Below are 11,722 nucleotides of genomic sequence, written 5' to 3'. Positions count from 1 at the left end.
CGGCGTCCTTTGTTGAAGGAGACCCCAATGGGCTACAAGGTCGTTGTCGCCGGCGCCACGGGGAACGTGGGCCGTGAAATGCTGAACATCCTGGCCGAGCGCCAGTTTCCCGCTGATGAGGTTGTCGCTCTGGCTTCGCGCCGGAGCCTTGGCACTGAGGTCAGCTATGGCGACAAGACCCTGAAATGCAAGGATATCGAGGGGTTCGACTTCACCGGCTACGACATCGCGCTGTTTGCCATCGGCTCGGACGCGACCAAGACCTATGCGCCCATCGCCGCATCGCAGGGCTGCGTGGTGATCGACAACTCCTCGCTTTACCGCTACGATCCCGAGATCCCGCTGGTCGTGCCGGAAGTGAACCCGGACGCGGTCGAGGATTACCGCAACAAGATGATCATCGCCAATCCCAACTGCTCGACCGCGCAGATGGTGGTGGCGCTGAAGCCGCTGCATGACCGCGCCCGCATCAAGCGCGTCGTCGTCTCGACCTACCAGTCGGTCTCGGGCGCCGGCAAGGACGGCATGGACGAGCTGTGGAACCAGACCAAGGGCGTCTATGTCCCGGGTCAGGAGGTCGAGCCGAAGAAGTTCCAGAAACAGATCGCCTTCAACGTGATCCCGCAGATCGACGTGTTCCTGGACAGCGGCGACACCAAGGAAGAATGGAAGATGGTCGTCGAGACCAAGAAGATCGTCGACCCCGCCATCAAGGTCACCGCGACCTGCGTGCGCGTGCCGGTCTTCGTCGGCCATTCGGAATCGGTGAACATCGAGTTCGAGGATTTCCTGGACGAGGACGAGGCCCGCGACATCCTGCGCGAGGCGCCGGGCGTGCTGGTCATCGACAAGCGCGAGCCGGGCGGCTACTCGACCCCGGTGGAATGCGTCGGCGATTTCGCCACCTTCGTCAGCCGCATCCGCCAGGACGTGACGGTGGAAAACGGCCTGAACATGTGGATCGTCAGCGACAACCTGCGCAAGGGCGCGGCGCTGAACGCGGTGCAGATCGCCGAGCTTCTGGGCAATCGCTGCCTCAAGAAGGGCTGATCCGATACGGATATGTGAGGGCGTCCCGGCGGGTTTCGCGGGGGCGCCCTCTTGCATTTCCATCGCCCCTCGCGGACCTTGGCCGGGTCATGACGAGGGGGGCCCGATGCGCCATCTGCTGATTTCCACCGCCATCCTGCTGGCCAGTCCCGCGCTGGCCGAGCGGATCGAGACGACGGCCCGCGTCACCGAGGTCACCGTCTATCCCTGGGGTGCCGGCGTCACGCGCGAGGCCAGCCTGGACCTGCCCGCCGGCGCGCATGAGCTGGTGATCCCCGGCATCCCCGAGGGCATCGACCCCGCCAGCCTGCGCATCTCGACCGAGGGCGCGGTGATCGGCGCGACCGGCTTCCAGCAGGAACGCGCCCTGCCGGAAACCCCGGCGAAATCCCCCGAACTGCGCGCCGCCGAAGAGGACGTCCGCCGCCTGAAGGCCGCGCTGGCCGAACGCGATGCCGGCGTGGCCGAAGTCAAGGCCCGGGCCGAAGCGGCCGAGGACACCATCGCATTCCTGATGAAGCTGGCCGAATCCGACGCCGCCGGCACCAGCGACATCGCGGCGCTGACCCGCACGGTGGGCGAGCAGTTGCTGCAAGCGCGCCAGACCGCCATCCGCGCCGGGCTCGAAGCCGAAGCCGCCGATGCGGGGCGCGAGGAACTGGCCGAGGAACTCGCCCGCGCCGAGGCCCGGCTCGAGGCCCTGCGCGGCCCGGATTCCGGACGCGGCGCGCTGGTGATCGCGGTGCAGGGGCAGGGCCAGCCCGCCCGCATCCGCATCACCAGCCTGACCGGCCAGGCAAGCTGGGAGCCGGTCTATGACCTGTCCTTGCAGCGCAAGGAGGGCAAGCTGCGGCTGGATCGCGAACTGCTGGTGCGGCAGAATACCGGCGAGGACTGGCGCGGCGTGCATCTGGTGCTGTCCACCGCGCGACCGATGGACCAGTCGGCGCCCAGCGAATTGCAGCCGGATTTCCCGCGCATCGGCGACCCCGAGGCCAAGCTTTACAGCCGCTCGGCCGCACCGATGGCCGAAGAGGCCGTCATGGATTCGATGGAGCGTGCCTATCCCGCGCCGGCACCCGAGCCCGGGATCGCCGGCTCGGCCCTGGCCGGCATGGTGGGCGAGACCGTGGTCTATGACTATCCGACGCCCGTGGACATGCGCGACGGCGCCGATGCGCTGCGCCTGCCGCTGGATTCGCACGAGCTGGCGCCCGAGATCGTCGCCGAGGCGGTGCCGCGCCGCGACGACAGCGCCTATCTGGTCGCCGATACGGTGAATTCGACCGGGGCGGTGATCCTGCCGGGCGACGCGACCTTCTATGCCGATGGCGCCATGGTCGGGCGCGGCGCGCTGGAGCTGACCGCCGCCGGCGACGAGATGAAGCTGGGCTTCGGGCCGCTGACCGGCATCAAGCTGGAGCGCCGCATTCCCGACGAGATCGAGGGCAATCGCGGGCTGATCTCGAAATCCTCGGAGCGCCGGGAAACCGCGATCCTGCGCCTGCGCAACCTGACGGGCGAGGAATGGCCGCTGCGGGTGATCGACCGCGTGCCGGTCTCGACCCAGGAAAACCTGCGCATCGACTGGTCCGCCGACCCCAGCCCCGACGAGACCGACCCGGACGGCAAGCGCGGGCTGCTGGTCTGGAACGGCAAGATCGGCGCCGGGGAGGAACAGACCATCACCCTGACCACCTCGCTGCGCTGGCCCGAGGGGCAGGTGCTGATCGCCGGCGAGTGAGCCGCCATACGGTTCCATGAGGACACCGGGCCACCCGCCGCTGCCGTCGCGCCGTGGCATGGCCGAAGCCCGTCCAGCCCATCGGGTGACACACCCACGGTGTCCCCCGGCGCCTATAGCGCCAGCTCGCCTCGCTCCAGCGCCTCGGCCAGCCGGTCCACGGCTTCGGCCAGGCGCTCGTCGACCAGATGCAGATATTGCGTCCAGTCCGAGAGATGCGCCAGCTCCTCGGCCCCGTCCGAAATGCCGCGCAGCCCGATCAGCGGGAGACCGAAGCGCTGGCAGGCGCGCAGCACGGCAAAGCTTTCCATATCGACCATCTCGGCGGCGATCGCATCGTAGCCGGCGCCGCTGACGATGCTGGCCCCGGTCGCCAGGCTGGCCGAGGCGATGCCCGGAATCTGCAAGGGCAGCTCGACGCGCACCGGCAGGCCCAGCAGCGGCGTCTCGCCCCGCGCGAAGCCCAGGGCCGAGGCATCCATGTCGCGATATTCCAGCGAGGCGACCTGATAGACGCCCAATTGCTGCAACCGGCGAGAGCCGGCCGAACCCAGCGAAACCACCAGTTCGGGCAGCTCATCCCGCTCGGCCAGCCGCGACAGCGCCGCGGTCAGTTCGACCGCCGCCTCGACCGGGCCGACGCCGGTCATCAGCGGCGAGATCCGCGCGCGCAGCTGCTGGCCATATTCCGCATCCAGCGCCATGACGAACAGCACCCGCCGCCCGGCCAGAAGATCGGGGCTTACCGTCATGGCCATCCCTCTGCGCCCGCCATTCGCCCGATTGCCGCCATGATCCCCTCCAACCGTTTCGCCAAAGGAAGCGCAACCGGACGGGCAGGGCAAGACCCGTGCAATCACCCGGTCAGGGCGCGTGACTTCGCCGCATCCTTGGCCGGTTCGGAACCGTCCGCGGCGCGCGGCGGCGCGCGCCCGACCGGCAGGGCCGGCACCGGGGCGGCAAAGCTCAGCAGCAGGCGCGCGCCGGAAAGCCCGCGCAGCCCCCAGGACAAGAGCCCGCCCGCCGGCCCCGCCATGGCGCCGCGCAGCGGCTCGTCCGGCAGGACGGCGTTCAGCGCCTCGCGCAGGGCGGCAAGGCCGGGGCTTGCGCCGCAGGCATCGGTCCAGACCTGGACATGGCCCTCCAGCGTGCCGGGCGCCGCCTTGCCCCACAGCTCGGCATAGCGGCGGTTGGAGATCAGCAGCTCGCCATTGGCGGCAAAAACCGCCACCGCATCCTCCAGCGCGTCCATCACCTCGGCGCCCAGCGACAGATCGGCGCGGAACTTGCGGGTCAGCGAGATCTCCGAGGTGATGTCCTCGAACAGGAAGGCGACGGCGCCGTCGGGATGCGGCCGGCCGGTCACCCGATAGGTCTGCCCGCCGGGCAGCGACCACATCTCGACATGGTGCCCCGAGGAGGCCGCGGCTTCCAGCGTGTTCATCTGGTTGCGCCAGCTGCGGTAATCCTTGGGCTCGGGCACCATCCGCGCCTCGCGCAGCCGGTCGAGAAAGGCGTAAAGCGTCGGCCGCGCGGTCAGGAAGCCGGTGGCAAGCCCGGTCAGGTCGATCAGCGCCGGGTTGAACAGTTGCAGGTTGCGGTCGCGGTCGAAGATCGCCAACCCGATGGGCAGATCGGCAAAGGTCTTGGTCAGGGTCTGGACGAACTCGCGCAACGAGCGTTCGGCCCGCACCGCCGCATCGGCGGGCAAGGCAATGGCGACGGTCTGCCCGCCGATCTCGTGCAGGTGGCAATCATACCAGCGGCTCTGCCCGTCATGGTCGATCTGCATCCGCCGCGCCCCGCCGGGGGCGGCCGGCTGGACCGGCCGCGCCGACAGGTCGGTGATCCGGGGGAGCGGCCAGATCGTCTGCCCCTGGGCCCCGGCCTCGGCCAGGGTCAGATAGGCCGAATTGGCCCAGGTGACCTGCCCCTGCGAGTCCTGCCGCCAAGCCAGCATCGGCGAATGATCCATGGCGCTGCGCAGAACCTCCAGCTCTTGCTCCATGGCATGCAGGGACAGGGAATCGACCACGATGCCGGCATCCTCGGCCGCCGGATCGGCCAGCGTCAGGCGCAGCAACCCGTCGCCCAGATCCTCGACCAGCAGCCGCAGCGGGCTGTCGCCGGCGCGCTCCCTCAGCTCGATGCGCGCGGCACTGCCCAGATCGGGCAGCAGCGCGCCGAATTCCGGCAGGCGCATGCTCAGCCATGCGCTCAGCCGCTGCCAATCCCCCTCGCCCGGCAGGCTGGCCAGCAGGCTGCGCGCCGGCGCGGTGGCATCGACCAGCATGCCGTCGCGAAACAGGAAGGCGATCGGCTCAAGCCCGCGTTCCAGGCCACGCGCCAAGCGGGCCCCGGCAAGGCGCCGGTCCGCCAGCCGGATCAGAGCCAGGGCCAGCAGGACCGCCAGCGCCGCCGCCGCGAAGGCGACAAGGAAATGCGCAACCATCGGAACATCCCCGAACAATACAGCCAGATACAACTATAGAGGGATATTTTAAGAAGTGGTTAACGCGACCCGAGATCAGGCCAGAATCTCGGGATTCGGCCCCAATGGGGCGCGATTGCCGGTTTCGATCATCTCGCGCGGCCAGGTCACGACGATCTCTGCCCCGCCCTGCGCGCCATTGGCAAAGCGCAGCCGCGCGCCCGAGCGTTCCAGCAGCGCCTTGGCGATGAACAGGCCCAGGCCCATGCCTTCATAGCTGCGGCCGTCCTCGGCCCGCGGGCGGGTGGTCAGGAAGGGGCTGCCGATGCGCGGCAGCAGCGCCGGCGGAAAACCCGGCCCGTCATCGGCGATCCGCACCCACAGATCGCGGCGGTCCGCCCCCATCTCGATGGTCACGCTTTTCCCGGCGAAATCGACGGCATTCTGGATCAGGTTGCGCAGCCCGTGAATCACCGCGGCGTCGCGCTGGACGATCAGCGGCTCGGAGGCGGGCAGGATGGCGATCGCGGCACCGCGGCCGCGATGCGGCGCCGCGGCCTCGGCCAGAACCTCGGTCAGCGGGGCCGAGCGGATCAGCAGGTCGTCGCGCCCGGCGCTGCCCATGGATTTCAGGATGTCGCGGCAGCGGTCGGCGGACTGTCGCAGCAGAGCAACGTCCTCGGCCAGATCCCCGCGCCCGGGCAGGGCCTCGGCCAGTTCGTCGGCCAGTTCGGCGCTGACCAGCTTGATGGTGGCCAGCGGCGTGCCCAGCTCATGCGCGGCGGCGGCGACCACGCCGCCCAGATGTTGCAGCTTCTGTTCCCGCTCCAGCGCCAGACGGGCGGCGAACAGCGCGTCCGAGGTGGCGCTGACCTCGGCGGCGACCAGCCGGGCATAGCCGGCAAAGAACACGGCGCCGATCACGATGGCAAACCAGTGCCCGACCAGCAGCGGCTCGCGCAGCGTGACCAGACCGCCCGGTCCGAAGGTCAGCGGCTGGGCGCAGATCGCCGCCAGCGTCACCATCAGGAAGGTGGCCGCCCCCAGCGCCAGCAGGTGCCGCGGCGGCAGGGCGGTCGCCGCGACCGTCACCGGCGCCAGCAGAAGCAGCGCGAAGGGATTGGCAAGCCCGCCGGTCAGTGCCAGCAGCGCCGCCACCTGCCCCAGGTCGAAGCCCAGCTGCCAGGCCGCCTCGCGCGCGGAGATGCGCCGGTCCGGCCGCACCGTCAGCGCCAGGTTCAGCGCCACCGCCAACCCGATCACCGCCAGCACCGCCGCCAGCGGGAAATCCGCCCCGATCGCCAGCGCCGCGCCGACGGCAGCCAGCTGGCCCGCGACCGCCACCCAGCGCAGCAGGATCAGGGTGCGCAGGCGGATCGGCTCGGGTGCAGGCTGGCCGGGCAAAAGGTCGATACGGCGGGAAACAAGGCCGAATGGCACGTGGGGTCTTCCTGATTGAGACGGGCTTTTGCATTGATACCCATGGCCGGATGGGCGATCAATGCGTCCAGGCGGACGGATACGTGCAGATGAGCAAAGACAGAACGATCCTGATCCTCGGCAGCCTGGCCGCGGTGCTGGTGCTGGTGACCGGCTGGCTCTGGCTGTCGCGTGGCGAGGCCGATCCCCTCGCCCCCTGCCGCAAGGGCGGGATGCAGGCCGGGCCGGGCAATCTGGGTGCGCCCTTTGAACTCACCGATCAGAACGGGCGGCGGGTGACCGACCGGCAGGTGCTGGCAGAGCCGGCGCTGCTTTATTTCGGCTATACCTATTGCCCGGATGTCTGCCCGATGGACAGCGCCCGCAATGCCGAGGCGGTGGCGATGCTGGAGGGGCGCGGAATAGGCGTCACGCCGGTCTTCATTTCGGTCGATCCGAAACGCGACACCCCCGAGGTGCTGCGCGATTTCACCGGAGCGATGCACGAACGCATGATCGGATTGACCGGCAGCCCGGCGGAAATCGCGGCGGTATCGAAAGCCTGGGGCAACTATTACAAGGTGAATGACCAGGAGGATCCGAAAAACTATCTGGTCGATCACATGACCAATACCTATCTTGTGATTCCCGACACCGGCACTGCCGAAGTCTTCGGCCGCGAGCTTTCCGCTCAGGAACTGGCAGAGCGGGCGGCTTGTTTCATTGACGTGACGTCAGGCAGCGGGGTTTGACCCGCTGGATGAAACACTCTAATCAACAGCGAACTTTCAAGGGCAAGTGAATATGGCAGAGGATTATGATATCGGCCCCGACCCCAGCCTTCTGCTGGTCGATGACGACGAGATCTTTCTGAACCGTCTGGCCCGTGCGATGGAAAAACGCGGCTTCAACGTCATCAAGGCCGCTTCGGTGGCCGAGGCCCGCGCCGCGGTGTCCGAACATGCGCCGGCCCATGCGGTGGTCGATCTTCGGCTCGAGGATGGGAACGGGCTCGATGTGGTCGATGCCCTGCGCGAGGCGCGCGAGGATGCCCGGATCGTTGTGCTGACCGGCTATGGCGCCATCGCCACGGCGGTGGCGGCGGTCAAGATGGGCGCGACGGATTACCTGTCAAAACCGGCGGATGCCGATGACGTGACCCGCGCGCTGCTGGCGCGGGGCGAGACCCTGCCGCCACCGCCCGAAACGCCGATGTCGGCCGACCGCGTGCGCTGGGAACATATCCAGCGCGTCTATGAGCAATGCGACCGCAATGTCAGCGAAACGGCGCGGCGCCTGCACATGCACCGGCGGACCCTCCAGCGGATTTTGGCCAAACGCAGCCCGCGTTAATAATCCGGTTCTCAAAAAGATTGCAATTCATATGCGAATGCAAATATTGGGAACACATACTGCCAAAACCAAGGATAATGATATGAGCATCGATCTGGACGCGATGTCCTTGCGCGAGCTTCGGGACCTGCGCAACAAGCTCGATCGCGCCATTTCCACCTTCGAGGACCGCCGCAAGCGCGAGGCGCTGGCGGCGGCCGAAAGTGCCGCGCGCGAATATGGCTTCAACCTCGCCGATCTGACCATCGCCAAGCAGGGGCGTAGCAAGGTGGCGCCAAAATACGCAAATCCCACCGATCCGTCGCAGACCTGGACCGGACGCGGCCGCAAACCGCGCTGGGTGCAGGAGGCATTGGATGCCGGCAAGAAACTGGAAGAAATGGAAATCTGATCCCTTTGCCCCGCATCCTGGATGCGGGGTTCTTCTTTCCGGGATCACGATATTTGGTCGATTTCCGCAATAAGCTCGGAAAAGCGCGACAGATAGGCGTTGCGCGTTTCCAGGGGCGGGCGCAGCCGTATTTCCAGCCCCTGCAATAATTCGGGGCGTGGCGCGGGAAACAGGCGATCGGCCTCGGCCCTGGAAAATCCGGCGATCTGAACGGCTTCCAGCCAGGCCGAGATCCGGTCCGCCCGCTTGATCGCGCGCTTCACCGTCGCCGGCAGTTGCGCCGGCAGGCCGAAACGGCGATGGATCGCCGCCGCCAGCCGCATGTCCATTTCGCCGTATTCCCGGCCGAGCGCCGCCTTGACCGGCGAGATCATGTCGCCGATGACATATTCGGGCGCGTCATGCAGCAGCGCCGCCAGCCGCCAGCGCGGCTCGCAATCGGGGTTGCTGCGGGCGTGGATCTGCTCGACCAGCAGCGAATGCTCGGCCACGCTATAGGCCCAGTCGCCGCGGGTCTGGCCGTTCCAGCGCGCGACGAAGGCTAGGCCATGGGCGATGTCGCCGATCTCGATATCCATCGGCGTCGGGTCCAGAAGATCCAGCCTGCGCCCCGACAGCATCCTCTGCCAGGCCCGTTTCGCGCCTTTCGCCATGCCGTCCTCCGTCTTGTGCCGCGTGAAACTAGCCCCATCGCGCCGGTCGCGCCAGCGGGAGCGGTGGACAGCGAAAAGCCCGCGGCCAGAGAAGCCGCGGGCCGACACGAGCCTGCCTCACGCAGAAGTGATCGCCTCAGGACAGAGGCTGGTCGGCGGGCCGCTGGGTCTGCGCCCGGCGCGCGATCTCTTGCCGGTAGAGCGCCACGAAATCCACCGGATCCATGTTGAAGGGCGGGAAGCCGCCGTCGCGGGTCATGTCCGAGACGATGCGCCGCACGAAGGGGAACATCATGCGCGGGCATTCGATCATCAGGAAGGGATGCAGCTGATCCTCGGGCACGCCCTCGACATGGAAAATGCCGCCGTAATCCAGTTCGCACAGGAACAGCGGCGCCTTGTCCGTGGCATTCGTCGACTGAACGCGGAACTTGCTGATCACCTCATACTGGTGCTCGGCCGGGCGCTTGCGGGCGTCGAGGCTGACCTGCACGCTGATTTCCGGCTGCACCTCGCCCGAGGGCAGACCCTTCTGCGCCACCGCATTCTCAAAGGACAGGTCGCGGATATATTGCGTCAGGATCTGCAACCGCACGGCCGGCTGGGCGGCATTCTGCCCGGGGTTCTGGGCCTCGGGCGCGGCGGTGCCGCTGTTGTTCTCGTCGCTCATGGAGTTCTCCTCGGATCTGAGGAGGTTCTAGCACCCCGCAGGGCGGCGCTCAATGCCGGGTCCAGCCGGAATTGCCGCGCCGCGAAGGCGGGTCTCCGCCCGCGTCGCCCTGATCGGTCAGCCCCTCGCGCACCGGGCCGGGCGGGTCGTCCTGCACCGAATATTCGCCGTCGATCACCCCTTCGTCGCGCCAGCCGGGACCGCGGCGGAAACCGGCCGGATCGGCGCCGAAATCGCCCTCGGCACCATAGCTGCGGCGATAGCTGAAGCTGCTGCCCGACACCTGCATCCGCGAGGCCATCTGCCGCAGGATCAGGCTGCGCACCGCCGGAATCAGCAGCAACACCCCCAGCGTGCTGGTGAACAGGCCCGGCACCACCAGCAGCAGCCCGGCGATCATCACCAGCGCGCCATGGGCCATCGGCCGGCCGGGATCGCGGAACTCCTGCATGGCCCGCTGCACGTCCAGCGCCGCCCGCGCGCCCTGGTGCCGCATCACCGCCATGCCGGCCACGGCCGAGGCCAGGACCAGGGCGATCGTGGGCAGAACGCCGATCACGCCCCCCACCTGGATGAACAGCGCGATCTCGATGATCGGCAGGATCACGAAAGGCAACAGCAGCCACATAACGCCTTTTTCCTCCGGCACTTCTATTTCCGGCTCAAAACTGGACTTGGGCCGATCTCCACCCTACATAAGCATGCGAAAGCGCCGATACAAAGCTCGTTAGGTCCGTTGATGTCGAACCCCCTGCTGCAACTGCTCGTCCTGGCGGCGATCGCCGTGTTCCTGATCCTGCGCCTGCGCGGGGTTCTCGGCACCCGCGACGGATTCGAGCCGCCGCGCGTCCCCGAGGAACCGGTGCAGCGCCGCCGCTTCGACGTGATCGACGGCACCGCCGAGGCGGGCGACAGCGACATCACCGACCATGCCGAACCGGGCAGCCCCAGCGCCAAGGCCCTGGCCGAGATGAAGCGGGTCGAGCCCGATTTCGCCGTGGGTCCGTTCCTGTCCGGCGCCAAATCCGCCTATGAGATGATCCTGATGGCCTTCGAGCGCGGCGACCTGTCCGAGGTGCGCGGCTTCCTGGCCCCGCCGGTGGCCGAGGCCTTCGACGCAGTGATCGAGGATCGCAAGACGCGCGGCCTGACTACCGAGGCGCAGTTTCTCGGCACGCGCGAGACCGCGCTGGCCGGGGCCGAGTTCACCCCGGCGACCGGCATGGCCGAGCTTTCGGTCCGCTTCGTGGGCGAGATGATCATCGCCACCCGCGACGCCCAGGGCAATGTGGTCGAGGGCGATCCCAAGGCCGCCCGCAAGCAGCGCGACACCTGGACCTTCGCCCGCCGCATGGGCCAGGACGACCCCAACTGGCAACTGGTCGCCACGGCCTGAACCATGGCACGGCGGCGAGGACTCTCGGCCGAGGACAAGGCCCTGTGGTCCCGCGTCGCCGCGACCGCGGTGCCGATGCATCCGGCGCGCAAGCAGGCCGAACCGCTGCCGGAACCAAAGCCGCTGAAAAAACCGCCTGCCGCATCGCAAGCGACACCCCTGCCGCTGGCCGGGCTGCGGATCGGCGGCAGGGCCGATGCCGGCTCGACCCGCCTGGATCTGTCGCCGCCCCCGCGCGACGCGCTGCATGCCCAGCCGCTGCGCATGGACCACAAGACCCACCGCCAGATGACGCGCGGCAAGCTCGTGCCCGAGGCGCGGATCGACCTGCATGGCATGACGCTGGCCGTGGCCCAGCCGGTGCTGACCCGCTTCCTGCTGCAAGCCCGGGCCGAGGGCCGGCGACTGGTGCTGGTCATCACCGGCAAGGGACGCGAGGGCGGGCCGGACGCGCCGCTGCCGGTCCGGCCTGGCGCGCTGCGCCACAACGTGCCGCATTGGCTGCACATGCCGCCCCTGAACACGGTGGTGCTGCAAGTGCGCCCGGCGCATCGCCGCCATGGCGGCGAGGGCGCCTATTACGTCTATCTGCGGCGCTAGAACGCCGGCGAGATC

General features: G+C 68.3%; 13 protein-coding genes. 7 read left to right on the top strand and 6 right to left on the bottom strand.

What is annotated here, in order from left to right:
• Positions 1-27: 27 nt before the first annotated feature.
• Together AQY21_RS13970 and AQY21_RS13965 are read left to right on the top strand one after the other, a co-directional pair.
• Positions 28-1,050, top strand: coding sequence for an aspartate-semialdehyde dehydrogenase (locus AQY21_RS13970; protein WP_058098244.1), 1,023 nt, complete (start codon positions 28-30; stop codon positions 1,048-1,050).
• A 106-nt stretch (positions 1,051-1,156) separates the two neighbouring features.
• Positions 1,157-2,794 carry a DUF4139 domain-containing protein gene (locus AQY21_RS13965; protein WP_058098243.1) on the top strand — a complete coding sequence of 546 codons (1,638 nt, stop codon included), beginning with the start codon at positions 1,157-1,159 and terminating at the stop codon, positions 2,792-2,794.
• Positions 2,795-2,907: 113 nt separating this feature from the next.
• Here AQY21_RS13965 and AQY21_RS13960 read toward each other — a convergent pair whose 3' ends face one another.
• The 3 genes from AQY21_RS13960 to AQY21_RS13950 form a co-directional block, all read right to left on the bottom strand.
• Complete coding sequence (locus AQY21_RS13960; protein ID WP_058098242.1) at positions 2,908-3,546, bottom strand: 5'-methylthioadenosine/S-adenosylhomocysteine nucleosidase; 639 nt, start codon at positions 3,544-3,546, stop codon at positions 2,908-2,910.
• A gap of 104 nt (positions 3,547-3,650) precedes the next feature.
• Positions 3,651-5,246, bottom strand: a complete 1,596-nt coding sequence (locus tag AQY21_RS13955; RefSeq protein ID WP_058098241.1) for a PAS-domain containing protein — start codon at positions 5,244-5,246, stop codon at positions 3,651-3,653.
• 75 nt (positions 5,247-5,321) lie between these two features.
• Complete coding sequence (locus AQY21_RS13950) at positions 5,322-6,665, bottom strand: ActS/PrrB/RegB family redox-sensitive histidine kinase (RefSeq protein ID WP_082658111.1); 1,344 nt, start codon at positions 6,663-6,665, stop codon at positions 5,322-5,324.
• Positions 6,666-6,754: 89 nt separating this feature from the next.
• Between AQY21_RS13950 and AQY21_RS13945 the strand changes: the two genes are divergently transcribed.
• The 3 genes from AQY21_RS13945 (at position 6,755) to AQY21_RS13935 (ending at position 8,388) form a co-directional block, all read left to right on the top strand.
• A complete protein-coding gene (locus AQY21_RS13945; RefSeq protein WP_058098266.1) occupies positions 6,755-7,396 on the top strand; it encodes an SCO family protein in 642 nt (213 codons plus the stop codon).
• A gap of 52 nt (positions 7,397-7,448) precedes the next feature.
• Positions 7,449-7,997 (top strand): ActR/PrrA/RegA family redox response regulator transcription factor, encoded by a 549-nt coding sequence (locus tag AQY21_RS13940; RefSeq protein WP_058098240.1) that lies wholly within the window; start codon positions 7,449-7,451, stop codon positions 7,995-7,997.
• 82 nt (positions 7,998-8,079) lie between these two features.
• Positions 8,080-8,388, top strand: a complete 309-nt coding sequence (locus tag AQY21_RS13935) for an H-NS family nucleoid-associated regulatory protein (RefSeq protein WP_058098239.1) — start codon at positions 8,080-8,082, stop codon at positions 8,386-8,388.
• 44 nt (positions 8,389-8,432) lie between these two features.
• Here the strand turns inward: AQY21_RS13935 and AQY21_RS13930 are convergent, their stop codons facing one another.
• The 3 genes from AQY21_RS13930 to AQY21_RS13920 all read right to left on the bottom strand — a co-directional run bounded on the left by AQY21_RS13930 (position 8,433) and on the right by AQY21_RS13920 (position 10,360).
• Positions 8,433-9,041: a YfbR-like 5'-deoxynucleotidase gene (locus tag AQY21_RS13930; RefSeq protein WP_058098238.1), complete on the bottom strand. Its 609-nt coding sequence runs from the start codon at positions 9,039-9,041 to the stop codon at positions 8,433-8,435.
• Between the two features lie 136 nt (positions 9,042-9,177).
• Complete coding sequence (secB, locus tag AQY21_RS13925) at positions 9,178-9,711, bottom strand: protein-export chaperone SecB (protein WP_058098237.1); 534 nt, start codon at positions 9,709-9,711, stop codon at positions 9,178-9,180.
• 49 nt (positions 9,712-9,760) lie between these two features.
• A complete protein-coding gene (locus AQY21_RS13920; protein ID WP_238986783.1) occupies positions 9,761-10,360 on the bottom strand; it encodes an FxsA family protein in 600 nt (199 codons plus the stop codon).
• Positions 10,361-10,450: 90 nt separating this feature from the next.
• On the opposite strand from AQY21_RS13920, the gene AQY21_RS13915 reads away from it, so the two are divergent.
• On the top strand, positions 10,451-11,107 hold the full coding sequence (locus AQY21_RS13915) for a Tim44/TimA family putative adaptor protein (RefSeq protein WP_058098235.1): 657 nt from the start codon (positions 10,451-10,453) through the stop codon (positions 11,105-11,107).
• A 3-nt stretch (positions 11,108-11,110) separates the two neighbouring features.
• Positions 11,111-11,707 (top strand): Smr/MutS family protein, encoded by a 597-nt coding sequence (locus AQY21_RS13910; protein ID WP_058098234.1) that lies wholly within the window; start codon positions 11,111-11,113, stop codon positions 11,705-11,707.
• The last annotated feature ends 15 nt before the right edge of the window (positions 11,708-11,722 follow it).

Source organism: Paracoccus sp. MKU1, from assembly GCF_001447385.1.
In the GTDB taxonomy this organism is placed as follows: domain Bacteria; phylum Pseudomonadota; class Alphaproteobacteria; order Rhodobacterales; family Rhodobacteraceae; genus Paracoccus.
The sequence above is the reverse complement of the archived record's forward strand: the minus strand, read 5'-3'. Positions and strand labels throughout refer to the sequence as shown.